This is a genomic window from Thioalkalivibrio sp. ALJ3, from assembly GCF_000377205.1.
In the GTDB taxonomy this organism is placed as follows: Bacteria; Pseudomonadota; Gammaproteobacteria; order Ectothiorhodospirales; family Ectothiorhodospiraceae; genus Thioalkalivibrio.
On sequence record NZ_KB897905.1, the window covers coordinates 812,752 to 835,631 of the forward strand.

General features: G+C 66.1%; 26 protein-coding genes and 2 tRNA genes. 10 read left to right on the forward strand and 18 right to left on the reverse strand.

Annotation, left to right across the window (positions count from 1 at the left end):
* The first annotated feature begins 137 nt into the window (after window positions 1–137).
* From rph to C935_RS0103840, 5 genes are read left to right on the forward strand one after another with little or no spacing between them, the layout of a single operon-like run.
* The gene (gene rph / locus C935_RS0103820; RefSeq protein WP_018861193.1) at window positions 138–857 is read left to right on the forward strand and encodes a ribonuclease PH; all 720 of its coding nucleotides are present in this window, start codon (window positions 138–140) and stop codon (window positions 855–857) included.
* 2 nt (window positions 858–859) lie between these two features.
* Window positions 860–1,471 (forward strand): RdgB/HAM1 family non-canonical purine NTP pyrophosphatase, encoded by a 612-nt coding sequence (gene rdgB / locus C935_RS0103825; RefSeq protein ID WP_018861194.1) that lies wholly within the window; start codon window positions 860–862, stop codon window positions 1,469–1,471.
* 21 nt (window positions 1,472–1,492) lie between these two features.
* A complete protein-coding gene (gene hemW, locus C935_RS0103830; protein WP_018861195.1) occupies window positions 1,493–2,692 on the forward strand; it encodes a radical SAM family heme chaperone HemW in 1,200 nt (399 codons plus the stop codon).
* Complete coding sequence (locus C935_RS0103835; RefSeq protein WP_018861196.1) at window positions 2,692–2,886, forward strand: CPXCG motif-containing cysteine-rich protein; 195 nt, start codon at window positions 2,692–2,694, stop codon at window positions 2,884–2,886. The genes hemW and C935_RS0103835 overlap by 1 nt, the downstream gene beginning before the upstream one ends.
* Window positions 2,883–3,131, forward strand: coding sequence for a transcriptional antiterminator, Rof (locus tag C935_RS0103840; protein ID WP_018861197.1), 249 nt, complete (start codon window positions 2,883–2,885; stop codon window positions 3,129–3,131). Before C935_RS0103835 ends, C935_RS0103840 begins: the two co-directional genes overlap by 4 nt.
* Window positions 3,132–3,219: 88 nt before the next feature.
* Here C935_RS0103840 and rho read toward each other — a convergent pair whose 3' ends face one another.
* A complete protein-coding gene (gene rho, locus C935_RS0103845; protein ID WP_018861198.1) occupies window positions 3,220–4,479 on the reverse strand; it encodes a transcription termination factor Rho in 1,260 nt (419 codons plus the stop codon).
* Between the two features lie 210 nt (window positions 4,480–4,689).
* Window positions 4,690–5,016 (reverse strand): thioredoxin TrxA, encoded by a 327-nt coding sequence (gene trxA, locus C935_RS0103850; RefSeq protein WP_012983830.1) that lies wholly within the window; start codon window positions 5,014–5,016, stop codon window positions 4,690–4,692.
* A gap of 106 nt (window positions 5,017–5,122) precedes the next feature.
* Between trxA and rhlB the strand changes: the two genes are divergently transcribed.
* Window positions 5,123–6,463: an ATP-dependent RNA helicase RhlB gene (gene rhlB / locus C935_RS0103855; protein WP_018861199.1), complete on the forward strand. Its 1,341-nt coding sequence runs from the start codon at window positions 5,123–5,125 to the stop codon at window positions 6,461–6,463.
* A 38-nt stretch (window positions 6,464–6,501) separates the two neighbouring features.
* Here rhlB and C935_RS0103860 read toward each other — a convergent pair.
* From C935_RS0103860 to C935_RS0103870, 3 genes are all read right to left on the reverse strand, one after another.
* Window positions 6,502–6,577, reverse strand: a tRNA-Thr gene (locus C935_RS0103860).
* A gap of 107 nt (window positions 6,578–6,684) precedes the next feature.
* Complete coding sequence (locus C935_RS0103865) at window positions 6,685–7,122, reverse strand: Fur family transcriptional regulator (protein ID WP_018861200.1); 438 nt, start codon at window positions 7,120–7,122, stop codon at window positions 6,685–6,687.
* A gap of 73 nt (window positions 7,123–7,195) precedes the next feature.
* Window positions 7,196–7,269 (reverse strand) — tRNA-Gly (locus C935_RS0103870).
* A 66-nt stretch (window positions 7,270–7,335) separates the two neighbouring features.
* Here C935_RS0103870 and thiS point away from each other — a divergent pair.
* Genes thiS through trmB form a run of 3 tightly spaced genes read left to right on the forward strand, consistent with a single transcriptional unit; the run spans window position 7,336 to window position 9,122 of the window.
* Window positions 7,336–7,542: a sulfur carrier protein ThiS gene (thiS, locus tag C935_RS0103875; RefSeq protein ID WP_018861201.1), complete on the forward strand. Its 207-nt coding sequence runs from the start codon at window positions 7,336–7,338 to the stop codon at window positions 7,540–7,542.
* A gap of 42 nt (window positions 7,543–7,584) precedes the next feature.
* Window positions 7,585–8,391 carry a thiazole synthase gene (locus tag C935_RS0103880; RefSeq protein ID WP_018861202.1) on the forward strand — a complete coding sequence of 269 codons (807 nt, stop codon included), beginning with the start codon at window positions 7,585–7,587 and terminating at the stop codon, window positions 8,389–8,391.
* Between the two features lie 2 nt (window positions 8,392–8,393).
* A complete protein-coding gene (gene trmB, locus C935_RS0103885; RefSeq protein WP_018861203.1) occupies window positions 8,394–9,122 on the forward strand; it encodes a tRNA (guanosine(46)-N7)-methyltransferase TrmB in 729 nt (242 codons plus the stop codon).
* A gap of 25 nt (window positions 9,123–9,147) precedes the next feature.
* Here the strand turns inward: trmB and C935_RS0103890 are convergent, their stop codons facing one another.
* The 9 genes from C935_RS0103890 to C935_RS0103930 form a co-directional block, all read right to left on the reverse strand.
* Window positions 9,148–10,488 (reverse strand): MFS transporter, encoded by a 1,341-nt coding sequence (locus C935_RS0103890; protein WP_018861204.1) that lies wholly within the window; start codon window positions 10,486–10,488, stop codon window positions 9,148–9,150.
* 135 nt (window positions 10,489–10,623) lie between these two features.
* Window positions 10,624–11,694, reverse strand: a complete 1,071-nt coding sequence (locus C935_RS0103895) for a homoserine O-succinyltransferase (protein ID WP_018861205.1) — start codon at window positions 11,692–11,694, stop codon at window positions 10,624–10,626.
* Complete coding sequence (locus C935_RS0103900) at window positions 11,694–12,545, reverse strand: hypothetical protein (protein ID WP_018861206.1); 852 nt, start codon at window positions 12,543–12,545, stop codon at window positions 11,694–11,696. Before C935_RS0103900 ends, C935_RS0103895 begins: the two co-directional genes overlap by 1 nt.
* Window positions 12,546–12,558: 13 nt before the next feature.
* Window positions 12,559–12,699 carry a hypothetical protein gene (locus C935_RS13330; RefSeq protein WP_196799362.1) on the reverse strand — a complete coding sequence of 47 codons (141 nt, stop codon included), beginning with the start codon at window positions 12,697–12,699 and terminating at the stop codon, window positions 12,559–12,561.
* Window positions 12,700–12,729: 30 nt separating this feature from the next.
* Window positions 12,730–13,293 carry an isochorismatase family protein gene (locus C935_RS0103910; RefSeq protein WP_018861207.1) on the reverse strand — a complete coding sequence of 188 codons (564 nt, stop codon included), beginning with the start codon at window positions 13,291–13,293 and terminating at the stop codon, window positions 12,730–12,732.
* Window positions 13,290–14,642, reverse strand: coding sequence for a TolC family outer membrane protein (locus C935_RS0103915; protein WP_018861208.1), 1,353 nt, complete (start codon window positions 14,640–14,642; stop codon window positions 13,290–13,292). Before C935_RS0103915 ends, C935_RS0103910 begins: the two co-directional genes overlap by 4 nt.
* 118 nt (window positions 14,643–14,760) lie before the next feature.
* Complete coding sequence (locus C935_RS0103920) at window positions 14,761–15,417, reverse strand: protein-L-isoaspartate O-methyltransferase (RefSeq protein ID WP_018861209.1); 657 nt, start codon at window positions 15,415–15,417, stop codon at window positions 14,761–14,763.
* 131 nt (window positions 15,418–15,548) lie between these two features.
* Window positions 15,549–16,781 carry a multifunctional CCA addition/repair protein gene (locus C935_RS0103925; protein ID WP_018861210.1) on the reverse strand — a complete coding sequence of 411 codons (1,233 nt, stop codon included), beginning with the start codon at window positions 16,779–16,781 and terminating at the stop codon, window positions 15,549–15,551.
* A gap of 16 nt (window positions 16,782–16,797) precedes the next feature.
* Window positions 16,798–17,760: a complex I NDUFA9 subunit family protein gene (locus C935_RS0103930; RefSeq protein ID WP_018861211.1), complete on the reverse strand. Its 963-nt coding sequence runs from the start codon at window positions 17,758–17,760 to the stop codon at window positions 16,798–16,800.
* 384 nt (window positions 17,761–18,144) lie between these two features.
* On the opposite strand from C935_RS0103930, the gene C935_RS0103935 reads away from it, so the two are divergent.
* The gene (locus C935_RS0103935) at window positions 18,145–19,512 is read left to right on the forward strand and encodes an NAD-dependent succinate-semialdehyde dehydrogenase (protein ID WP_018861212.1); all 1,368 of its coding nucleotides are present in this window, start codon (window positions 18,145–18,147) and stop codon (window positions 19,510–19,512) included.
* A 32-nt stretch (window positions 19,513–19,544) separates the two neighbouring features.
* Here the strand turns inward: C935_RS0103935 and C935_RS0103940 are convergent, their stop codons facing one another.
* The 4 genes from C935_RS0103940 to C935_RS13265 all read right to left on the reverse strand — a co-directional run bounded on the left by C935_RS0103940 (window position 19,545) and on the right by C935_RS13265 (window position 22,837).
* The gene (locus C935_RS0103940; protein ID WP_018861213.1) at window positions 19,545–19,958 is read right to left on the reverse strand and encodes an HIRAN domain-containing protein; all 414 of its coding nucleotides are present in this window, start codon (window positions 19,956–19,958) and stop codon (window positions 19,545–19,547) included.
* A 90-nt stretch (window positions 19,959–20,048) separates the two neighbouring features.
* Window positions 20,049–21,158: a sugar-transfer associated ATP-grasp domain-containing protein gene (locus C935_RS0103945; protein ID WP_018861214.1), complete on the reverse strand. Its 1,110-nt coding sequence runs from the start codon at window positions 21,156–21,158 to the stop codon at window positions 20,049–20,051.
* A 262-nt stretch (window positions 21,159–21,420) separates the two neighbouring features.
* Window positions 21,421–22,380, reverse strand: a complete 960-nt coding sequence (locus C935_RS0103950) for a YafY family protein (RefSeq protein ID WP_018861215.1) — start codon at window positions 22,378–22,380, stop codon at window positions 21,421–21,423.
* Between the two features lie 4 nt (window positions 22,381–22,384).
* Window positions 22,385–22,837, reverse strand: coding sequence for a hypothetical protein (locus tag C935_RS13265; protein ID WP_155996725.1), 453 nt, complete (start codon window positions 22,835–22,837; stop codon window positions 22,385–22,387).
* Between the last annotated feature and the right edge of the window lie 43 nt (window positions 22,838–22,880).

Genomic DNA, 22,880 nt, shown 5'->3' on the forward strand with positions numbered 1-22,880 from the left:
GCCCTGCGCGTGGATGTTTCGTCGGAGCCCGCCACCGCGCCTGGTCGCGGCAACCCCCTCGCCGGGAAGACGCTCATATCAGAGCCTCCCTCGTCTCCCGTATACTGCGCGCCTCCCCAATCTAGCAAGGATGAAGCATGCGACCCAGTGGCCGACAAGCCGACGAGATGCGTCCGGTGCGTTTTACCCGCCATTTCACCCGGCACGCGGAGGGCTCCGTGCTGGTGGAGTTCGGGGACACGCGGGTGCTGTGCAACGCGACCATCGAGTCGCGCGTGCCGCCGTGGCTGAAGAACAAAGGCCGCGGCTGGGTAACGGCGGAGTACAGCATGCTGCCCCGCTCGACGCATGACCGCATGGCGCGCGAGGCGGCGCGAGGCAAGCTGGGCGGACGCACCATGGAGATCCAGCGCCTGATCGGCCGTTCCCTGCGCGCCGTGGTCGATCTCGAGGCGCTGGGCGAGCGCCAGATTATTGTCGACTGTGACGTGATCCAGGCCGATGGCGGGACCCGTACCGCCTCGATCAGTGGTGCCTATGTCGCCCTGCGCGACGCGATCCGCAAGGCGCGCGAGCAGGGCATGATCCGCAAGGACCCGCTGCACGGGCACCTCGCGGCGATCTCCGTGGGCATCTTTAACGGCACGTCGGTACTCGATCTCGATTACGACGAGGACTCCCAGGCCGAGACCGACCTGAACCTGGTGATGAACGAGGCCGGCGGCGTGATCGAGATCCAGGGGACGGCCGAGGGCCATGCCTTCCGCCGCGACGAGCTCAACCAGATGCTGGATCTCGGCGAGAAGGGCATCCAGCAGATCGTCGAGGCCCAGCGGGCGGCGCTGGCCGAGGGCTGATCATGGACTCCTCCCGTCGCGTCGTCCTCGCCACCGGCAATCCCGGCAAGCTGCGCGAGATCCGGGCCCTGCTGGAACCGCTGGGGCTGGCGATCGAGCCGCAGTCGGAACACGCGGTGCCCGAGGCCGACGAAACCGGGCTGACCTTCGTCGAGAACGCGATCCTCAAGGCGCGCAACGCCGCGCAGCATACCGGCCTGCCCGCGATTGCCGATGACTCCGGCCTGGAGGTCGATGCCCTGCGTGGCCAGCCGGGCATCTACTCCGCACGTTATGCAGGGCCGGAGGCGGACGATGCCGCGAACAACGCCAGGCTGCTGGAGGCGCTCGCGGGCGTTCCCGAGGCGCAGCGAACCGCGCGGTTTCGCGCGGTTGTTGTGTTTCTGGACCACGCCGAGGACCCTTCTCCGCTGATCGCCGAGGGTGTCTGGCCGGGCCGCATCGTCGAGCAGCCCAGCGGTGCCAACGGGTTCGGCTATGACCCGCTGTTCTTTGTACCGGAGGAGGGCTGCACCTCGGCCGAATTGCCCCCGGAGACGAAGAATCGCCTGAGCCATCGCGGTCAGGCCCTGGCCAAACTGGTGACGCAACTGCGGGAACGTGCCGATCACTGAGCCGGCACCTATGCTCCCGGGATGAACATATCCCCGATCCCGCTGGCCCTGTACGTGCACCTGCCCTGGTGCGTGCGCAAGTGCCCGTACTGCGATTTCAACTCCCACGAGCCGCGGGGCGAGGCCCCGTTCGACGCGTATGTCGAGGCGCTGATGCGCGACCTCGAGTCGCAGCTGCCGGATGTCTGGGGGCGGCGCGTGGACAGCGTGTTCATCGGCGGCGGCACGCCCAGCCTGTTCCCGCCCGAGGCGCTGGCCGATCTGCTCTCCGGAATGCGTGCGCGGCTGCCCCTGCGCGCGGATGCCGAGATCACGCTGGAGGCCAACCCCGGGACCGCGGACCGCGCCTACTTCCGTGGTTACCGCGAGGCCGGGGTCAACCGGCTGTCGCTGGGCATCCAGAGCTTCGACGACGTCATGCTCGAGCGCCTGGGACGCATCCACGGCGGGGCCGAGGCCCATGCCGCGGTCGAGCATGCCCGCGGCGCGGGGTTCGACAACATCAACCTGGATCTCATGTTCGGCCTGCCGCAGCAGTCTGTCGAGGCAGGGCTGGCGGATCTCCGGGCCGCGATCGAACAGGAACCCGAGCACATTTCCTGGTATCAGCTGACCCTGGAGCCGAATACCTATTTCGCGGCCCGGCCTCCGGTGTTGCCACCGGATTCCACGATCGAGGAATTGTTCACACAAGGACAATGTGTGCTCGCTGCGGCTGGCTATACTCGATACGAGGTTTCCGCGTATGCCACGAGGGGGCGGGAATGCCGGCACAACCGCAATTACTGGACGTTCGGCGACTACCTCGGTATCGGGGCCGGGGCGCACGGCAAGCTGACGTTGCCGTCCCAGGGGCGGGTGCTGCGGCGGACCAAGCCGCGCCAGCCCGCGGCCTACCTGGAGACGCCCGACCAGCACCGCGACCAGGCGGTCCCCGAGGCCGAGCTCCCGTTCGAATTTATGCTCAATGCGTTGCGTCTGGTGGAGGGGGTGTCCGCGCATCGCTTCGAAGAACGCTGCGGTCTGGACCTGACTACGCTGGAACCGGCACTGGGCGCGTTGCGGACGGAGGGTCTGCTGGTATCCGATCCGCAGCGCCTGCAGCCGACGGAACAAGGGCTGGCCTTTCTCAATGAGATTCTGGAGCGGTTTTTGCCGACGGATGCGGCGGATGTGACAGCCGGGACCCAGGTAATTGTGGGTCCGGAGGAGGTGCGGTGATGCGACCGGTGGAGTTTGTCGGCTTTACCTGCCCCTGGTGTGGCGAACCGGGCGAGACGACGGTGGACATGGTCAGCGCGGACGGTGAATGGATCGAAGACTGCGGGGTGTGCTGCGCGCCGATCGTGTTTCGGCGTGTCGAGGCCCCGGATGCCGAGATCCCGCAGGTAGAAGCCATTCGGGAGGGGGAATGAGCGTGACCCCACCGTATACCCCGATTGCCTGTGAACGCTATTCCGAACTGGAGCTCGCGATCCTGCGCGGGCAGCACCTGCGTACCCACTGGCGCCGGGGCGAAATGGATCGGATCGCGGTGGTGCGGCCGCTGGATCTGCGCACGCGGCGCGGGGCCGAATATCTGATACTGCGCGACACCGAGGGTCGGCGGCAGTGGTGGCGGCTGGACCGCCTGGTCAGCTTCGAGCCGGTGCCTGGCTGATACGCCGTCCTTGCGCGGCGCGCGCCTGGCGCGGCTCTGGAGATTGCCGCGCTCGCGCTGACGAAAGGCGGGCGGAGCCGGCTTTCCGTCAGCTGCGCTTCATCTGGTCGAAGAACTCGGAGTTGGTCTTCGAGGACTGCATGCGGCCGAGCAGGAATTCCATCGCCTCGATGTCGTCCATGCCGTGCAGGAACTTGCGCAGGATCCAGAGCTTTTGCAGCTCGTCCGGCGCGGTCAGTAGTTCTTCGCGACGGGTGCCGGAGCGGTTCACGTTGATCGCCGGGTAGATGCGCTTCTCGGCGATGCGGCGCTCCAGGTGCACTTCCATGTTGCCGGTGCCCTTGAACTCTTCGTAGATCACCTCGTCCATCTTCGACCCGGTCTCGACCAGCGCGGTGGCGAGGATGGTCAGGCTGCCGCCTTCCTCCACGTTGCGCGCGGCACCGAAGAAGCGCTTCGGGCGGTGCAGGGCGTTGGCGTCCACACCGCCGGTCAGCACCTTGCCGGAGCTGGGTGCGACGGTGTTGTAGGCGCGCGCCAGGCGGGTGATCGAGTCCAGCAGGATGACCACGTCGCGTTTGTGCTCGACCAGGCGCTTGGCCTTCTCGATCACCATCTCGGCGACCTGCACATGGCGCTGGGCCGGTTCGTCGAAGGTGGAGGAGACCACCTCGCCCTGGACCATGCGGTCCATCTCGGTCACTTCTTCCGGGCGCTCGTCGATCAGCAGTACGATCAGGTAGCACTCGGGGTAGTTGGTCGCGATGCTCTGGGCGATGTTCTGCAGCATCAGCGTCTTGCCCGCCTTGGGCGGGGAGACGATCAGGCCACGTTGGCCCTTTCCGAACGGCGACACGATGTCGATGACGCGGGCGGTGATGTCTTCGGTGGAGCCGTTGCCGCGCTCCATGCGCATGCGCTCGGAGGGGTGCAGCGGCGTGAGGTTCTCGAACAGCACCTTGTGTCGGGCATTCTCCGGCGGCTCGAAGTTGATCTCCGCGACCTTCAGCAGGGCGAAGTAGCGCTCGTTGTCCTTCGGCGGGCGGATCTTGCCGGCGATGGTGTCGCCGGTGCGCAGCCCGAAGCGCCGGATCTGGCTGGGGGAGACGTAGACGTCGTCCGGCCCGGCCTGGTAGGAGCTGTCGGCGCTGCGCAGGAATCCGAAGCCGTCGGAGAGGATCTCCAGGACTCCGTCACCGTAGATGGCTTCGCCGCTTTTGGCGTGGGCTTTGAGCAGGGCAAATATGATGTCCTGCTTGCGGGCGCGAGACATGTTCTCGATGCCTTTTTCTTCAGCAAAGGCGACGAGATCGGCAGCGGACATCCGCTTCAGTTCGGTCAGGTTCATTCGTGGGGTGCTGTTTTCAACGTGGATGATCGGCGACCGGGGATGGCCGCTCGGCTTGCCTTGGATTGAATATCGGGGGCAGGTAGCGGTCTGGCGACCGCCTGAACAGAACCGATGGTAAGCGACGCGCCCGACTGGGGCAAGGCCTGAAGCAGTTTTTTGGTGCTTGTTGTGCCCCGGGCCGTTCAGGCCGGCCCGGGGCGCGCAGGATCAGAGGTGCTGGTCCAGGAAGGCGGTCAGTTGCGACTTGGACAGCGCGCCGACCTTGGTGGCTTCGACGTCGCCATTCTTGAACAGCATCAGTGTCGGGATCCCGCGGATGCCGTACTTCGGCGGTGTGGACGGGTTCTCGTCGATGTTCAGTTTGGCGACTTTGACCTTGCCGGCGTATTCTTCGGCGATTTCATCCAGAATGGGCGCGATCATCTTGCAGGGCCCGCACCATTCGGCCCAGTAGTCCACCAGGACCGGCTGATCCGCCTTCAGGACGTCCTCGTCGAAACCGGCGTCCGACGTGTACACAATTTTGTCGCTCACTCCGAGCCCTCATTACTTGGGTTGGGGGGAACAGCCCGCAACGCCGGCTGCACGGCTCTTACTATCGACGATGATCGCCAGACAGTTCAAGTAATAGAGGATTCCCATGACCGATCCCGCGCAGGAAACGCTCCGCTTCGACCAGCTCGATCTGCCCGAGGCCGTACAGGCGGGCATCCGCGCCACCGGTTTCGAGACCTGTACTCCGATCCAGGCGTTGACCCTGCCGATTGCGCTGGACGGACGCGATGTCGCCGGGCAGGCGCAGACCGGTACGGGCAAGACGGCGGCCTTCCTGATCGCCACCTTCAATCGCCTGTTGCGCCAGGCCCCTGCGCCCGATCGCCGAGCGACCGATGTGCGCGCCCTGATCGTGGCCCCGACACGGGAGCTGGCCATCCAGATTCACAAGGATGCCGAGATGCTGGGGCGCGAGACGGGGCTCAAGCTGGCGCTGGCCTATGGCGGTACCGGCTACGACAGCCAGCGCGAACAGCTGGAGGCCGGGGCCGACATCCTGATCGGCACGCCGGGGCGGATCATCGACTACTTCAAGCAGAAGGTGTTCGGGCTCAAGCACACCGAGGTGGTGGTGCTGGACGAGGCCGACCGCATGTTCGATCTTGGCTTCATCAAGGACGTACGCTTCCTGATGCGTCGCTGTGCGCCGGCCAGCGAGCGGCTGTCGATGCTGTTCTCGGCCACGCTGTCGCTGCGCGTGATGGAGCTGGCCTACGAGCACATGGACAACCCGGAAAAGGTCCAGGTCGAGGCCGAGACCCTAACCGCGGATCGTGTGCGCCAGATGATCTACTACCCGGCGAACGAAGAAAAAATCCCGCTGCTGCTGGGGCTGGCACGTGATCTCAAGCCCGATCGGGCCATTGTGTTCGTGAACACCAAGCACGGTGCCGAGAAGGTCTGCGACTGGCTGAATACGAATGGCCAGAAGGCCGCGCTGCTCTCCGGCGACGTCCCGCAGAAAAAGCGCACAAGCCTGCTGGAACGCTTCACTGCGGGCGAGTACACCTTCCTGGTGGCGACCGACGTCGCGGCACGCGGGCTGCACATTCCGGCGGTGACCCATGTGTTCAACTTTGATTTGCCGCAATCGGGCGAGGACTACGTGCACCGCATCGGGCGCACGGCGCGCGCCGGGGCCGAGGGCGATGCCATTAGTTTCGGCTGTGAGGACTCCGCGTTCTATCTGCCGGACATCGAGTCGTATCTCGGCGAGCGGATCCCCACCGAGAGCGTGGACCCGGAGGCCCTGTTCAGCGACCCGGTGCGCCCCAAACCGCGCCCGCGCAAGCCGCGCGATGACCGGCGCGGTGGTGGTCGCGGGCGCGGCGATGCGCGCGGATCGGGCAAACCATCGGGAGGCGGCGGCCATCGTCGGCGCAGCGGGGGCGGCAAGCCCACGGGGGCTCCCAGCGGCGGCGCATAGAGGCCGGTGCCAGCAGGCGAAACGGGAACAGACGGAAATGGTGCCGACGGCAGGAGTCGAACCTGCGACCTATCGATTACGAATCGATTGCTCTACCAACTGAGCTACGTCGGCGAAGCGCGCCATAATAGCGGGGGTGGGGCTCGACAACAATCCCGCGCGGCCACAGGGAAACTCTGATGAGTGTTTCCCTGTGTGTCGCTGGCGGCGCGGGTGACGGATCAGGCCTTGCGGCCGCTGACCCGGATAACGACGTCTACTCCCAGCAGTTCCTTGTCTTCCGGTAGCGGGGGCAGGTTCGAGATATCGACCCGCGCCGGGTCGACATCTTCCAGCTCGCCGGTATCGGTGTGGAACAGGTGGTGGTGCGGATTCAGGTTGGAGTCGTAGAACAGCTTGGTCGGGTCGATCACGACCTCGCGCACCAGGCCCTTCTCCGCGAACAGCTTGAGCGTGTTGTAGACCGTCGCCTTGGATACGCGTGACGAATGCTGCACCAGACGACCAAGGATCTGCTCGGCGCTCAGGTGTTGATGACGCGCAAACATAACCCGCGCGATTTCCACGCGCTGCTCCGTCGGCGAGATCGAGTGTTCGCGCAGCAGGGCGCGCGCACCATCGACGTCCAGCAGATTCGGATTGTCAGATGTAGCAGACATATTCCGGACAATATAACAGCTGCTGGATCACGTCCAGATCACGGGGGTTCGATGGGGCAAGTATTTGATAGAATGGAGCGGGTGATGGGAATCGAACCCACGTTCTCAGCTTGGGAAGCTGATGTTCTACCATTGAACTACACCCGCTTGAGCCGGCGATTGTAGGCCCTGCCGGCCTTCGGCTCAACGGTACACGATCCTGACCGAGTAACCATGCAGATCCAGTTGAACGGTGAACCCTTCGAACTCCCCGACAAAGGTGAGGCTACCCTGGCCGCGTTGATCGAGGCGCGTGGCCTGAGTGGTCGCCGTCTGGCGGTGGAGGTCAACGAGGAGCTGGTGCCGCGCAGCGAGCACGCCGCGCATCCGTTGCGTCCTGGCGATCGTGTGGAAATCGTGCAGGCGATCGGGGGCGGCTGAGTCCGAATCCCCGTCCGTAACTCTTTCAACGAAGGAATCACCATGACCGAATTGGCCGCCGCGTCTGCCGACGACCTCTTCCGCGTGGGCACACGCGAGTTCACCTCCCGCCTGCTGGTGGGGACCGGCAAGTACCGCGACCTCGACCAGACCCGCGATGCCATCGAGGCCAGCGGGGCGGAGATCGTCACGGTCGCGATCCGTCGCACCAACATCGGCCAGAACCCGGACGAGCCCAACCTGCTGGACGTGATCTCGCCGGATCGCTACACGCTGCTGCCGAACACGGCCGGCTGTTTTACGGCCGATGACGCGATCCGCACCTGCCGCCTGGCGCGTGAACTGCTGGATGGTCACAACCTGGTGAAGCTGGAGGTGCTGGGGGACGAGAAGACCTTGTACCCGGACGTGTTCGAGACCGTGAAGGCCGCGGAGATCCTGGTGGCCGAGGGTTTCGACGTGATGGTCTACACGACCGACGACCCCCTGCTGGCGAAGCGCCTGGAAGAAATCGGCTGCCTGGCAATCATGCCACTGGCCGCCCCGATCGGCTCCGGGCTGGGTATCCAGAACCGCTACAACATCCGCGAGATCGTCGAAAACGCCGACGTTCCGGTGCTGGTCGATGCCGGCGTGGGCACGGCCTCGGATGCCTCGATCGCGATGGAGCTGGGCTGCGACGGGGTGCTGATGAACACCGCCATTGCGGCTGCCGACGACCCCGTGATGATGGCCTCGGCCATGCGCCACGCGATCATCGCCGGGCGCCAGGCCTACCGCGCCGGGCGCATGGCGCCGCGCCGCTACGCCTCGGCCTCCTCGCCGCAGACCGGCCTGTTCTTCAGCTGAGCATGAGTGAGTCTGCCGATTCGACTTCCGGCGACAAGCCGTTCTACCGCCGTATCCGCAGTTTCGTGCGCCGCGAGGGCCGGCTGACGCCGGGGCAGCAGCGCGCGCTGGACGCGCTGCTGCCCCGCTTCGGGCTCGCACTGCCGGAGCCCGCGGCACCGCTGGACCTGACGGCCGTCTTCGGCCGCGAGGCGCCGGTTACGCTGGAGATCGGTTTTGGTGACGGCGAGAGCCTGGCCGAGCAGGCGGCGCAGAATCCGGAGCGCGATTACATCGGCACCGAGGTCCATCGTCCGGGGGTGGGGCACCTGCTGCGCGAGGTGGAACAGCGCAGCCTGACCAACGTGCGCGTCTCCGATCACGATGCCGTGGAGCTTCTGGAACACTACATCTCGCCGGCGGCCCTGGATGGCGTGCAGGTGTATTTCCCCGACCCTTGGCACAAGAAGCGCCACCACAAGCGCCGCCTGATCCAGCCACCGTTCGTGCGCCTGCTGGCCTCGCGCATGCGCCCGGGCGGGCGGTTGCACCTGGCGACCGACTGGGCCGAATACGCCGAGCACATGATGGCGGTAATGGGGGAATGCGCGCCGTGGTTCGAGCCGGACGGCCCGGTGCCGGCCCCGGGGCGGCCGCCGGAACGCCCGGTGACCAAATTCGAACGGCGCGGCGAGCGGCGCGGACACGCGGTCGCGGATCTGCTCTACCGGCGCACGGACGCCGAGGCCTGACAGATTCAGAGCCTCCCGGGGCGACTCAGGCCTCGCCCATCCACCAGGCGCTGACCGCGCCGGCCAGGCTCATCAGGGCGAGCACGAAGATCGCAAACTCGGTGCCCGCCAGTTGAGCCAGCAGCCCGAACAGCCCACCCACGAGCAGCAGCGCCCCGATTACGGTATTGCTGACCGCGGTGAACGCAGCGCGGGTCTTCTCGGTGGCCATGTCCACCAGATAGGTCTTGCGCCCCAGCCGCACGCCGGCATGGCTGACCCCCAGCAGGAAGAACAGCAGGGCAAAGACCACCCCGCCCGGCACCAGCGCCGAGTCGGTGTCCGCCGGCGCGAACCAGACACTCAGCGCGACCAGGATGCCGAGCCCGGCGGCCAGCAGGCCCGAAAGGATCAGCACCCAGCGAGCGGAACGATCGGAAAGGCGTCCCCAGATCGGGGCGCTGACCGCCGAAGCCAGGCCGCTGGCGAGGATCAGCAGTCCCAGTGTGCCCAGATCACCCGAGGTCGCATCTTCCGCCAGCAGTACATAGAACGGCAGCGCCAGGGCCGTGCTCATCAGCAGCGCGCGGGTGAACACGAAATGCCCGAACGCCCGGTCGGTCCATAGCAGGCGCACCGAGGACAGCGCCTGGGTGATCGCGTTGCCGCCGCCCTCGGTGGAGCCCGGTGCCTCGTGCAGGCGGGTAAAGGTCGCGGCCGCCACCCACCAGGCGCCGGCGGAGGCGGCCAGCAGGGCGACGAACACGCCAATGCCGGCATCCTCCAGGTTCGCCAGGGTCAGATAGACCCCCAGCCCCAGTGTGAAGAAACCGGCCAGCGAGGCGGCATAGCCCATCACGGTGCCACGGCGCTGCTTGGCGATTGTCTTGCCGAGCACGTCCTTCGCGGCCACCGAGTTGATGCCGCGCGCCAGCGCGAACACGGCCAGCAGCCCGAGGATCGCCCAGCCCGCCGCTGCGCCCTCCAGGGTCAGGGCGACGATCGCCATCCCGGCGACCGCCAGTCCGGATAGGGCCGAGCCCAGGATCCAGAACCCCTTGCGGATGGCGCGGCGGCGAATGGAGGCGGCGACGAACAGCTGCGGGAGCAGCGACCCGGATTCGCGGATCGGGACGAGGAAGCCGGCAAACGCGGCCGGGGCGCCCAGTGCCCCCAGTAGCCAGGCCAGCACCAGCCGCGCCGATGCCAGCTCGTCGCCGATCTTGCTAAGCGTGTTGGAGACCAGGTGGACGAAGAAGTTGACCGGCTGCGCGCGGCAGGCATCCTCCGGGATGTCCTTGCAGACGCGCGCGTCCTCGTCCCCGGCGATGGTCTCGTACAGGTGCAGGATCGGACGCGGCAGCTTTTCCGAAGCGGTCTCGGCCATGGGTACCTTTGGTTACAGGAAGCCTCTCGTTATTGCGAGGCCCCGGGCGCAGCAATTGACGAAAACTGACGCGCGGGTGGAAGTCGGTGGCCCCGGGAGAGGTGACAGCCCGCTTGGCCCGCCTTCTCGGCTGCCTTAGCGCCGGCCGGCGAGCGGGTCGTTCGGGTCGACGCTGTCGCGAAACGGCTTGCGCCGGTCGAGGTTCGTCAACTGATAGACATTGCCCAGCCAGTTGTTCATCACCGCCAGCGCCGTGTCGTGCCAGGTGTTGTCCAGACGGTCGAGCAGCAGCGCCTCCGGCAGTGCCGGGATCTCGGTGCAGTGCTCGACCGCGACCTGCACATGCTCGCGGTGCTCGTCGAGGATCGCCGCCGCCTGTGGCAGCAGGTAGTTCTCCGGCAACGGCGGATAGCTTTCGCGCTCGCCCTGGATGTAGCGCACGACCTCGCGCTTGTACTCCTTGAGCAGGCTGATCGAGTCGTACTCAGGGTGGCCCTGGAAGAAGACCATGCGGAAACCATCCGGCGATGCACCCAGATGGATGCCGGACAGCTCGCTCTCCACCAGCACACGCAGGCCGTGGCGTTCGAATTGCTCGCGCGAGACATCGTTATAGCGCGAGTGTGGCACGTCGAAACGCGTGTTCACGCCGGTGACCAGCGGGTGGCCGCGGTCCACCACGCGATGGGGGAACACGCCCCACAGCTTCTCGCCCATGTGCCGGCGATGCTCGCCGTAGCGGGCCTGCAGCACGGCGTGGGTAGCGAGGCAGGAACAAAGAGTGGACGTCACGTTGTCCCAGGCCCAGTCGACGACCTCCGCCAGGGGCTCCCAGAAGGGCTCCAGCGCCAGATCGGGCTGGGTCACGTTGGCCCCGGTGATGATCAGCGCGTCGAGGCCCTCCTTCTTCAGGTCCTCGAAGTCCTCGTAGTACTGCTTGATGTGGTCGCGCCCCTTTGGCCCGCGCTTGAGCTGCGGCAGGGTGAAGGGGTGGATGTAGAACTGCGCGATCTGGTTGCTCTCGCCGATCAGGCGGAAGAACTGGCGCTCGGTGGCCGCTAGGGCGGCGTCCGGCATCATGTTCAACAGCCCGATATGCAGCGCGCGGATCTCCTGCTGCTGAGCGAAGTCGCTGGGCAGTACGGTCTCGCCCTCGCTCTTCAGGCGGGCGAAGGTGGGCAGATCGGAGTGGGCAACGAGTGGCATTACAGTCGTGCCTCCCGTTCCAGCGCCATGCAGACCAGGTCGTCGAAGTCCGCGGCGTTGCGGACCTGCGCGAGTTCCGTGGTGCTGATGGTGTAACCGTGCGCCTCGGCGATCGCCTCGTAACGTGGCAGGCGTGCACGAAACAGGCGCGAGAACACCCAGCGCACGAAGGCGTCCGGGTCGATCTGGGCGACATAGTCCAGCCCCTCGTCGCGCATGTATTCGGCCAGTTGCTGGTCGAGGAACGCCTCGCGGTAGTACAGCGGTTTCGGATCGCGTTCCGCGCGCTCGATCAACTGGCGCTCGTCTTCGTCGGTCGCCTTGATGTAGAGGATCAACGTGTGCTCGGAGAGAGTCTCCAGCACGCCGGGGCTGTCCAGCTCGCAGACCGAGCCGCCGGCATCGTTGACGAAATGCGGATAGCCAAACAGCGTCTGCGCCTTGTGGATGAAGTCCGGCACGTCGAGCATCGCCTGCACCTCGGCCTCGTGGTGCAGGTTCTGGCGCCGCTTGAACTCGGTCAGGGGCAGACCGCCCAACTCCGGGTTGCCGAGCTTGCCGAGAAAGCTCGCGACCGGGTGCAGGTTGTCCACCGTGATGTTGTTGATGATCTGGATCGAGTCCGAGCGCAGCAGGTCGCGCAGAAACGGAACGGCCATCGCCTGGGCCTTGATGTTGTCCAGGATCGGCTCGCTCAGGTAGCGCGTACCGATGCGGTAGTCACCCGAGTAGTGGAACCATTCCTCGCGCCGGAGCATGTTGGACAGGCGCGTCTTGCCGACACCGGACATCCCCAGCAGGGTGATCCGGCGGTGGTCGAGTTGGCGATATTCCTCGGGCGTCAGGCGCATGTCTGGGCTTCGGTTAACGTCGCAGGATGAACAGGATACCTGCGATCACGGCCAGACCGCTGATCACATAGTGGTCGTACTGAAACTGAAGGCCCAGCAGGCCGCGCAGGCCGAACAGGATCAGCCACGCGCCCAGCAGAATGTTTCCTAGCATGCGCATCCCTGCGTTTCTCCCTGTTATTGGTTAGCGGATCAGTTGGCTGAGCTCGCGGAACTGTGGGTCGGCCGCGTCGCGCAGCCACTCGAACAGCACCGATTCGTGGTTGGTGATGATCGCGCCCGCCGCGCGCAGGCGCTCCAGTCCGTTGCGTTTGCGCGTCGCGTCACGCGAGCAGACGCCGTCCTCGACGACGAATACGGTAACACCTGCGTCCAGCAGTTCCAGCGCGGTCTGTGTGACGCAGATATGCGCTTCGGCCCCGGTCAGGATGACCTGGTCGCCGCCGGTCAGGCGCGCGTGCAGGTCATCTTCTGCACAGCAGGAGAAGGCCGTCTTGTCGGTCAGTATGCCGTGGCCGTCCAGCGCCTGCTGCAGACTCGCGGCGACCTCGCCCAGCCCCTTCGGATACTGGCGCGAGACTTCGATCGGGATTTCCAGCTTGCGCGCGGCCTCGACGAGCCGAGCTGTGTGGCGTTCCACTGCCTCGCGCTCGTTGTCCGGCATCGCCGCTAGCAGCCGCTCCTGCAGGTCGATCAGGACCAGGCGGGAACGGGCACGGTCGCAGCGGGCGCGTGGATCGGCCGTCATCGCTCCAGCAACTGGTTGATCGATTCCAGGTCCGCGACACTGAGGCGGCCCGCGGCGCGCTGAAGGCGCAGGGAGTCGGTGAGGAATCCGTAGCGCGCCTCGGCGTAGTCCCGCTCGGCGCGGAACACCTCGCGCAGGGCCAGCAGCACGTCGACCTGCGTGCGCGTACCAACCTCGAACCCGGCCTCGGCCGCTTCAAAGGCGGACTGGGTAGAGATCAGCGCCTGTTCCAGGGCGCGCACGCGCGAGCTGTTGGCGATGACCGACAGGTAGGCGTTACGGGTGTCCTGCGTCGTACGGCGTTCCACCAACGACTGGCTTTCCTGTGCGGCCTGGAAGTCCTCGCGGGCCTGTCGTGTGAGTGCGTTTACACGCCCGCCCGAGTAGAGGGGGAACTCCAGGCGCACTCCCACTTGTGCCTCGGTTCCCTCGTTGAAGAACGGGCCCACACCCTGCTGAGTTGTGCCACCGTCATCGATGCCGTGGAAGCGGTTTTCGCTGACCGATGCGTTGAGGTTCAGCCTTGGGTAGCCCTCGGCGCGCTGACGATCGATCTGCTCGCGGGCCGTCTCCGTGGTCAAGCGCTGGGCGGCCAGTTCCAGGTTGTTCTCCAGCGCGATATCCACCCAGGCTTGGGGGTCGGCCGGGTCCGGCGGGGTCAGCTCGGCATCCTCGCGCAGGATGTCGAGCTCGTCCCAGTAGGTGTTCGTGATCACCGCGAGCTGTTCGCGCGCCACATCCAGCTGATTTTCGGCGGCGATGCGCTCGGCCTCGGCAATGTCGCGCTGGGCCTGGGCCTCTTTCACGTCGGTGCTGGCGATAAGGCCCACCTCGAAGCGGCGTTCGGTCTGTTCCAGTTGTTGACCAATGGCCTCGAGCTCCGCCTCGCGAAAGGCCAGCGTCTCCTGCGCGATCAATACATCGAAATAGGCTTCGGATACCCGCAGGATCAGGTCCTGGCGGGCCGCGTCCAGCTCGGCCTCCGCCCGCGCAATCTCGAGATCCGCCTGTGCCAGCTCAATGTAGTTGCGCCGGTCGTAGAGGCTCTGCACCAGGGAGACGCCAAAGCTTGTCTGGCGTCCGTCGAAACTGTCCTGGCCACGATAGTCGTTGTAGAAGGCACCGGCCTCGGCATCGCCGGTGATCTGCGGCCGGAACGCGGAGCGGGCAAGCGGGCGGCGCTCCAGAATGCTGCGATACTCGGCTTTGGCTGCACGCAGCTCGGCGTCCTCGGTGGCGGCGCGTTCGTAGACCTCAAGCAGGCTGGCGGCAGGGGCAGGGCTCGCCACCAGCAGGGCAATGCCGGCGACAGCCAGCACGGAAGAGATGCGTTTGACGGACCAGTTCATCGGCGCGGTTTCCTGAGCGGACAGGGAAAGCCCCATCGTAGGGAAACGCCAATCAATGTGCACGCGGATCGGCGTTTCCGTGATGAAAGCCCAGCAGGTGAGCCCCGAAGCAGGGGGTTCAGAACTCGAAGGCGGGCTTCGGTTCGAAACCGACCAGCGGCTTTACGCGGGTTTCGAACAGGACGTCGTGGCGGACGCTGTCCTCGGTGGTGCGGGTGATCAGGTTGGCCTGCATGATCGGGCCGTCACCCATAATTACGAATAGCCGGCCACCGAGGGTCAGATAGCGCTCGAGGAAGTCGTTGTAGTCGGTCATCGCGCCGGTCAGCACGATCACATCATAGCGCTCGCGCGGAGGTGCCCACTCAGGGGTCACAGTGGCGGTGCGCAGGCTGGAGTTCTCCAGACCCAGGTCGACCAGTGTGTTGCGGGCATTCAGGCGTAACTCGTCGACGCGCTCGATGGATTCGACGTGCGCGGCCAGACGCGCCAGGCAGGCGGTGACATAGCCGGATCCGGTGCCGATCTCCAGCACCGTCTCGGTCGGTTGTGCCGCGACAGCCTGCAACAGCCGTCCGATTACTACGGGTGGCAGGGTGTGCGCGCCGTGGCCCAGCGGGATCTCGGAATCCGCGTACGCCAGGGCCTTGTAGGCGTCTGGCATGAAACGCTCGCGCGGGAGCGTCTCCATCACGTCCAGCACGCGCATGTCCAGCACCTCCCAGGGGCGGACCTGCTGTTCGACCATGTTCAACCGGGCCTTGGCGAAATCCATCGCGGTGTCCTCGAGTACATCAATAGCCGCGAAAGAGTACGTTCGCGCGCTCGTCCAGGCAAGTTGTAGGAGGCCAGCCCTCTGGCCGATGGGATGTTGATCAGGCCCCATTCGGCCAGAGGGCTGGCCTCCTACGGGTTCGGGGCGGTGTGCAGGGCATCCTCGATCGCCCGGATACGTTCGCGCTCCAGGGCCTCGCCAAGGGCCTTGCCCTTGTGTCCTTCGGCCATCAGGGGCTGTATGTCGACCCCCTGTGCGGCGGCCACGGCGCGGCGTACTGCATTGGCCTGCGGATAGGGCTTGTCCTCCCAGCCGGTGCGGCCGCGAAAATCCGCCTCCACCGCGAGCAGGAAGGGCTCGACGTTCTCCGGCCGACGCAGGGCATCCAGTCCGTCCACCAGTTTCATCACCGTCTTCGGGCGCAGGTCGAAGACCCGGTGCACCAGTCCGTGGTAGCGCGCGACCCGTACTGCCAGATCGCGGTAGCGGTTGGGGATGCGCAGGCGCTCGGCCAGCGCGCGGATCAGCACGACCCCGCGCTCCTCGTGGCCGTGGTGGCTGGGCAGGATCTCGGGGTCGGTATTGCCCTTGCCGAGGTCGTGGACCAGCGCGGCGAAGCGGACCTCCGGGGCCTCGGACAGGCGGGTGGCCTGGTCCAGCACCATCAGGGTATGCACGCCGGTGTCGATCTCCGGGTGATAGCGCGCCGGCTGCGGGACACCAAACAGGCATTCGACCTCGGGAAACAGTCGGCCCAGCGCCCCGGCCTCGCGCAGTACCTCGATGAAGCGGCGTGGGGCGGGGCTTTTCAGGGCCTTTTCGCACTCGGCCCAGACCCGTTCGGGTACCAGCGCATCGACCTCCCCGGAGGTGACCAGCTCGCGCATCAGCTCCCGCGTGTCGTCGGCGACCCGAAAACCCCACGGCTCCAGCTGCGCGGCAAAGCGCGCCACGCGCAGCAGCCGCACGGGGTCCTCGGAAAAAGCGGGGGAGACATGGCGCAGCAGGCGTGCCTTCAGGTCGGCCTGCCCGTTGTAGGGGTCGATCAGGTGGCCGTCGGTGTCCTCCGCCATCGCGTTAATGGTGAGGTCACGGCGCTCGAGGTCGTCTTCCAGCGGGACCTCGGGCGAGGCGTTGAACTGGAAACCGTGGTAGCCGCGCGCGGTCTTGCGCTCGGTGCGCGCCAGCGCGTATTCCTCGTGCGTATCGGGGTGCAGAAAGACCGGGAAGTCGCGTCCCACCGGGCGGAAACCGGCGGCCTCCATCGCCTCCGGCGTGGCGCCGACCACCACGTAGTCGCGTTCGTGCACCGGGCGCCCCAGCAGCCGGTCGCGCACCGCGCCCCCGACGAGATAGGTCTGCATGGCGCTCGCGCGGCCGCTAGCCGCGATCGACCTCGCGCGTATGGGTACGCAGGGCCTGCTTGCGCGCCTCGAGGCCGCCACCGAGATACTCCGGTGCGATCGACTCGAGCCGTGTCGGGCAGGGCAGGCGGGAATCGCCTTCGCAGACGCTGTCGATGGTCAGCGAGGCGAAGTTGTCACGCGACAGCGGCTTGCCGGGCACGAACTCGAACACGCTGGCCTGCAGTTTGCCGGCCCAGTCGGGCAGCGCGATGACCGGGCGGCGATGGCCGATCAGACGGCCGACATAGCGCACCAGTTCTTCCAGGCTGTAGGTCTGCGGGCCGCATAGCTCAAAGCCCTCGCCGAAGGTCTCGGGGTTGTCCAGGGCATCCACGAAATGCTCGGCGACGTCGCCCACGTAGACGGGCGCGAATTTCGCATCCGCGCGCGCCAGCGGCATGACCGGCGAGATCTTCAGCAGGGTAGCGAAGCGGTTCAGGAGGGAGTCATCGCGTCCGAAGATCACCGAGGGGCGAAACACCGTGACCGGGAAGGCCTCGCAGGCGAGCGCCAGCTGTTCCGCCTCGCCCTTGGTCCGCAGGTAGTGGCTCGGCGGATTCTCCATGTCGGCGTTCAGCGCGCTCATCTGCAGGAAGCGGCGGACCCCGCAGCTTTCGGCGGCCGCCAGAGCCTTTTGTGTCAGCTCCACATGTGCGGCGCGAAAGCCGGAGCCGTTGCGTCCGCGCTCGTTCAGGATGCCGACGAGGTTGATCACCGCGTCTTGTCCGGCGAAGACGCGTTCCAGCGTGGCCGGGTCGTGGGCGCTGCCCTCGATCAGATCGACCTCGGGGTTCACCAGCAGGTCACGGTGGCGGTGCGGGCGGCGCGACAGTACGCGCACGCGGATACCGCGGTCGATCAGGCGGCGGATGATCTGATGGCCGACAAAGCCGGTGCCGCCGAGCAGGCAGACAGAGCGAATCGAATCAATCGACATGGTCCCAAGGTCCTTCCGAAAGCCAGTGGGGGTGGTCTTATACTCGGGTGACTGTCAATCTTCAAACCGGGTTCCGTCAGGGAAACACTGATCAATGTACTCACTCGCGTTGGCACCCCAGGTTTTCCGAGACAAGGCGCGCCGTGCAGCGGGTAGTGGTTCTACCCGCAAGCGGCGCAACGCAGGATCGGGGAACCTGGGGTGCCAACCCCGAAGGGGCTCGGCCGCCCGTTGTTATCGAAAACGGGCGTGGGAACGGCGTTGCGGTTCCCTTGTGCAGAATGACTGCACGGCAGTTACCGCGCCTTGTTCTCACGCAATAGCGACGAAGCAGCGAGCGTGTACATTGATCAGTGTTTCCCTTGTTCATTCCGAGGCCTCGACATGACCGACCTGACCGCGATCAATCCCGCCACTGGCGAAACCCTGGCCCAGTACCCGCGCATGGGTCCCGAGGCCCTGGAGGCCGCGCTGGCCCGGGCGGCCAGCGCTCAGCAGGACTGGGCGGCGCATCCGGCATCGGTACGGGCTCAGTGTCTGCGCGACCTGGCCACTGTGTTGCGTGATCAGCGCGAGGTGCTGGCGCGCACCGCCACGCAGGAGATGGGCAAACGCCTGATCGAGGCGCGCGCCGAGGTCGACAAGTGCGCGAATGCCTGCGAGTACTACGCCGACCGCGGGCCGGACTTTCTCCAGGACACGATGATCGCCTCGGACGCGAGCCGCTCCTTCATCGCCTGGCAGCCGTTGGGTACCGTCCTGCTGGTCATGCCCTGGAACTTCCCCTACTGGCAGGCGTTTCGTCAGGCACTCCCGGCGACCCTGGCCGGCAACACCGTGCTGCTCAAGCATGCCTCCAATGTCCCCGGCTGCGCGGAGCATCTGGGGCGTGTGTTCACTGAAGCCGGTATGCCCGAGGGCGTGTTCCAGAACCTGCCGGTGGGGTCGGACGCGGTGGAAGGCATCATCGCCGACGCCCGCGTGCAGGGTGTGAGCCTGACGGGGTCGGAGCGCGCTGGGCGCGCGGTGGGCGCGGCCGCCGGCAAGGCACTCAAGACCTCGGTACTGGAACTGGGCGGCTCGGATGCCTTTGTCGTGCTGGCGGACGCCGATCTCGACCACACCGTCGAACAGGCGGTGCGCGGGCGTTTCCAGAACAACGGCGAGACCTGCATCGCCGCCAAGCGCTTCATCGTCGAGGAATCGATCGCGGACGCCTTTGTCGAGCGATTCCGGACGGCCATCGAGGCGCTGGTAATCGGCGATCCGATGAGCGACGACACGAATATCGGGCCGCTGGCGCGCGGCGACCTGCGCGACGAACTGCACGACCAGGTCAGGCGTACGGTCAACGCCGGCGCGCGGCTCGTGAGCGGCGGCGAGTCGCTGGATCGCGCGGGTTTCTTCTATCCGCCCACGCTGCTGGACGCGGTCGAGCCGGGCATGCCCGCCTTCGACGAGGAGACCTTCGGCCCGGTGGCCGCGGTGACCCGGGCGCGTAACGCCGATCACGCGGTTACCCTCGCCAACCGCTCGCGTTTCGGCCTGGGCGGCAGTGTCTGGACCGCCGACCCGGTCCGTGGCGAGGCTCTGGCCCGGCGCCTGGAATGCGGCTGCGCCTTCGTCAACGGCATCGTCAAGAGCGATCCGCGCCTGCCCTTCGGCGGGGTCAAGGACTCCGGTTACGGCCGCGAACTCTCCGAGCTCGGCATCCGCGAGTTCCAGAACGCCAAGACCATCTGGGTGGGCTAGAGCCCCTCGGATCACTGATGCCGTCTGGGCCGTTAGTGTGCAGCGGCCCGCCGTGGTCTGGCGCGGTACAGGCCGAGTTCCAGGCGGCTGTGGCGGTCGGCGTGATCGCGCTTTTCCAGGATGCGGGCCACCAGGGGCTCGTCGCGGTCCAGTAGCTCGGCGGCCAGGCTGTTCCGATCACGCGGCAGGTAACCAAGTTGATGGTCGACCCAGTCGATGGCGACGGCCTTGTCATCGTGCGGGTTCAGCCGTTCCCGGCGCAGGGTCAGGGCCTGGCCGCGCTTCAGCGCGTTCCACAGCTTCGGGGCGTCGTGGTGGCGGAAGCCGGCTAGCGGGATGGTCTGCAGCAGTTCCTCGGTGGTCGCGGTCGCGCTGTAGCGCCCGCGTTTGGCGTAGTAGCCGCGTAGGGTGGGGATCGGGCGGGCTTGCTGGGTCTTGTTGGGCATCTCGGACTCCGTTCTTGTCTGTATCAGGAGTCCGTTGTAGCACCGGGGGTGGCTCACAGAATGAGCCACCGGGCCTGAGGGCGTTCTCGCTCAGGCGGGTTTGGGCCGCGGCTTGGCGGTAATGGGGGCCTTGACCTTGTTGCCGGGTGGGTCTTGCAGAAGAGGGGTTGCGGGGGCAGGGCGTTGTTCCGGCGGACGCCAGAGGTCCTCCCAGTCGAGGCCGGTGAAACAGGGGCCCATGGCGGCCTCGGCGAAGGTAATCGCCGGCAATCGTGCATTCCACTCGAGCAGGCGAACCTCGCCCTGGCGGCTGATGGCGACATCCCAGCCGATGCAGCCGACATGGGGGATCCGGTTGTGGAGTTTCTCCACGACCGAGACGGCCTCACGGAAGGCGGGGACCTCGAGACCCGCGAACATGATGCCGGATACGGGGTGGCGTTCTGTCTCGGTCCAGTCAGGGAGATAGCCGAAGGCGCCCAGACGTCCGGTATCGACCGAGACGGGGATGTACAGTTCTTCCAGCTCCCCCGTGGCATGATTCAGCGGAATACAGAAGTCGGCCGCCTGTGGAGCGTGCTGGTTGGGGTCGATACCCGTGCGCAGGAACGCGGCGCGGGCGCGAGCCTGGCCATCGGGATGCAGGACGGTGGTAATGCGCAGGGTGGTCACAAACCCGGGGGCAATCTGGTCGAACAGTTCATGCTGGACTACAAACTCCTGCAGGGTGCCGTCGGGCAGTGTGCGCAGACGTTCACGGTCCAGTGAACGGGCGTCCAGAAGCATCACCCCGCTGCTCTCGCGGCCACCGTCGGGTTTGAAGACGACACGACTGGAATGGCGAAACAGCGTGCGCTCCCAGGCGTCGTCCGGGATCGGGCGAAAGGATGGCGACATCAGCCGACCGTTCATCACGTGGGCGCGATCGGGAAAGTGAGGACTGCGAAAGAGATGCCGCGATAGCGAGCGGACGCTGGAGATCTGACCCGCCTTGCGGTTGATGGTCGGCAATACCACCTGGCTGTAGTAGTTGCCGGGAATCCATCCCTCGCGAAATTCTCCGGCCACGGCCGCGTACACCTGAAGCCAGTCGGCATAGCCGCCCCAGCCGAGCACTTCAGTCGCATATTCCTGCGTCTGGCGGCGGACGGCCCGGGGCAAGCGACCCTTTTGTCGCTCGATCGGTCGCAGCAATTTCATCGCTTCCTTGCGATGTACCTGGTAAAGCCGATAGCGGCCATAGCGCCTTTTTATTGATCGATATGCGCGCCACATCCCTGAGGTTCCTCCCCCTTTGTTAGATGCTGTCCACGTGTATTTCGAATGCTAGGGATCGTGGCGGAGGTAGAGAAGCAGCTGGATGAACGAAAGTTCACAAAACTTCCTTGCCGCTCGCGGGCATGCTTCCGTTTTGTGACTTCGCATGCGCGGCGCCGGTCTGGTGATTGCGCAGCGTCGGCTCTTACGGGTACTGGCGGGCCGCTTCCCTGAGGGCCGAGGCGACGCGCATGCGCAGGCTGGCGGGGGCGAGCACCTCGACGCCGGGCCCATGGCGAAGGATCTCCTGGATCAGTTCGGTCGGGTCGGCATAGGGGATTCGCAGGCGGTAGGCCTCGCCCTCGTATTCGCCGATCTGGTCCGGATGCCAGGTCTCGTCGGCGACCCAGCGCGCGTGTTCCGGGGTGAAGCGCAGCTCGGCCCATTCCCGTGCCGGGCCGGTAAAGATACCGAAGGCCGAGCCGGTGTGGGCGTCCAGCGTGGCCTCGTCGATGTCGCGATAGGTGCCCTCGGCCAGGGCTGTCGAACGGATGCGTTCCAGGGCAAAGGTGCGCAGGTCCTGTGCCTGCTCGCACCAGGCAATCAGATACCAGTTGTCGCGGTAATAAAGCAGGCGCTGTGGATGCACGACGCGCTGGGTCGCGGTGTCGCGGGCGCGACCGTGGTACTCGATCGCGATCGGCTGCTCGTCCAGCGTGGCGGTGGCCACGGCCTGAAAGCCCTCGCTGCGGCCGCCGCGCTGCGCCAGCGGCTGGATGCGGATGCGGCGGCGCACGGCGTCCGGCTGGTGCCCGCCGCTGGCAAGCAAGTCGCGAATGCGGTCCTTCAGCGGGCCCAGTGTGGGCGCCAGCAGACCCGGCTGCACATCCTCCAGCAACTGCTCCATGGTCAGAAGCGCCAGCAACTCGGACTCGTTGAACCACAGCCCGGGCAGTTCGAAGGCCGGGGCGTCCTGCTCGTATCGGTAGCCGTTGGTCTGCGGGTCGTATTCGATCGGCGCCTGCATGAAATCGCGCATGTACTCGATGTCACGCTTGATCGTGGCGCGCGAGACCTCGAGCCGTTCCATCAGGTCCGCCAGCGACGGCGGGCGCCGCGCTTGCAGCAGACGGTGCAGATGAAAGATGCGTTCGGCGCGGTTCACCGGATCAGTAGGGGGAAGGGCATTTCCGGAACGCTAAGCGCAACGGTGGTCGTTGCGCAATATCGAGAGCCTCGTGGTGGATCGGAACGCGTCGGGTAGAGCCAATGAGCTGGAGGTTTCGGGGCCGGCCGTCGGGCTGGTTTGGTGCTTTACTGCTCGCGAGCTGTTCGAGCGGGCACTGGGATGTCGCCGAGGCTTCGCACTGCGAGACGTGCGGCCGATCACGTCGGCAGACGGTCAGCCCTTCCAGGCATGCTTCCAGCATGAGCTCCCGAATCGTTTCATGTTCGGACTCCCGGGAGCGTGGTCCGCAGCATTCATCCGGTGCGATCGTGCCGGATTCGAACAGGTGGTGCAGATCTTCTCCCTGCCATTCGGCGATGACGCGGCGTGAGGCGCTGTCGACGATCCGCAGCGAAGGGTGGGTGCGTTCCAGCCAGGCGTCCAGTGTGAACATTCGAGACCTCCTAAAGTAAATGAGAATCGTTCGTAATTGGAGG

What these genes read in the sequence shown, in the direction of transcription:
- rph (WP_018861193.1), top strand. Translation starts at nt 138, where the DNA reads ATGCGACCCAGTGGCCGACAAGCCGACGAGATGCGTCCGGTGCGTTTT.
- rdgB (WP_018861194.1), top strand. Translation starts at nt 860, where the DNA reads ATGGACTCCTCCCGTCGCGTCGTCCTCGCCACCGGCAATCCCGGCAAG.
- hemW (WP_018861195.1), top strand. Translation starts at nt 1,493, where the DNA reads ATGAACATATCCCCGATCCCGCTGGCCCTGTACGTGCACCTGCCCTGG.
- C935_RS0103835 (WP_018861196.1), top strand. Translation starts at nt 2,692, where the DNA reads ATGCGACCGGTGGAGTTTGTCGGCTTTACCTGCCCCTGGTGTGGCGAA.
- C935_RS0103840 (WP_018861197.1), top strand. Translation starts at nt 2,883, where the DNA reads ATGAGCGTGACCCCACCGTATACCCCGATTGCCTGTGAACGCTATTCC.
- rho (WP_018861198.1), bottom strand. Translation starts at nt 4,479, where the DNA reads ATGAACCTGACCGAACTGAAGCGGATGTCCGCTGCCGATCTCGTCGCC.
- rhlB (WP_018861199.1), top strand. Translation starts at nt 5,123, where the DNA reads ATGACCGATCCCGCGCAGGAAACGCTCCGCTTCGACCAGCTCGATCTG.
- C935_RS0103865 (WP_018861200.1), bottom strand. Translation starts at nt 7,122, where the DNA reads ATGTCTGCTACATCTGACAATCCGAATCTGCTGGACGTCGATGGTGCG.
- thiS (WP_018861201.1), top strand. Translation starts at nt 7,336, where the DNA reads ATGCAGATCCAGTTGAACGGTGAACCCTTCGAACTCCCCGACAAAGGT.
- C935_RS0103880 (WP_018861202.1), top strand. Translation starts at nt 7,585, where the DNA reads ATGACCGAATTGGCCGCCGCGTCTGCCGACGACCTCTTCCGCGTGGGC.
- trmB (WP_018861203.1), top strand. Translation starts at nt 8,394, where the DNA reads ATGAGTGAGTCTGCCGATTCGACTTCCGGCGACAAGCCGTTCTACCGC.
- C935_RS0103890 (WP_018861204.1), bottom strand. Translation starts at nt 10,488, where the DNA reads ATGGCCGAGACCGCTTCGGAAAAGCTGCCGCGTCCGATCCTGCACCTG.
- C935_RS0103895 (WP_018861205.1), bottom strand. Translation starts at nt 11,694, where the DNA reads ATGCCACTCGTTGCCCACTCCGATCTGCCCACCTTCGCCCGCCTGAAG.
- C935_RS0103900 (WP_018861206.1), bottom strand. Translation starts at nt 12,545, where the DNA reads ATGCGCCTGACGCCCGAGGAATATCGCCAACTCGACCACCGCCGGATC.
- C935_RS13330 (WP_196799362.1), bottom strand. Translation starts at nt 12,699, where the DNA reads ATGCTAGGAAACATTCTGCTGGGCGCGTGGCTGATCCTGTTCGGCCTG.
- C935_RS0103910 (WP_018861207.1), bottom strand. Translation starts at nt 13,293, where the DNA reads ATGACGGCCGATCCACGCGCCCGCTGCGACCGTGCCCGTTCCCGCCTG.
- C935_RS0103915 (WP_018861208.1), bottom strand. Translation starts at nt 14,642, where the DNA reads ATGAACTGGTCCGTCAAACGCATCTCTTCCGTGCTGGCTGTCGCCGGC.
- C935_RS0103920 (WP_018861209.1), bottom strand. Translation starts at nt 15,417, where the DNA reads ATGGATTTCGCCAAGGCCCGGTTGAACATGGTCGAACAGCAGGTCCGC.
- C935_RS0103925 (WP_018861210.1), bottom strand. Translation starts at nt 16,781, where the DNA reads ATGCAGACCTATCTCGTCGGGGGCGCGGTGCGCGACCGGCTGCTGGGG.
- C935_RS0103930 (WP_018861211.1), bottom strand. Translation starts at nt 17,760, where the DNA reads ATGTCGATTGATTCGATTCGCTCTGTCTGCCTGCTCGGCGGCACCGGC.
- C935_RS0103935 (WP_018861212.1), top strand. Translation starts at nt 18,145, where the DNA reads ATGACCGACCTGACCGCGATCAATCCCGCCACTGGCGAAACCCTGGCC.
- C935_RS0103940 (WP_018861213.1), bottom strand. Translation starts at nt 19,958, where the DNA reads ATGCCCAACAAGACCCAGCAAGCCCGCCCGATCCCCACCCTACGCGGC.
- C935_RS0103945 (WP_018861214.1), bottom strand. Translation starts at nt 21,158, where the DNA reads ATGAAATTGCTGCGACCGATCGAGCGACAAAAGGGTCGCTTGCCCCGG.
- C935_RS13265 (WP_155996725.1), bottom strand. Translation starts at nt 22,837, where the DNA reads ATGTTCACACTGGACGCCTGGCTGGAACGCACCCACCCTTCGCTGCGG.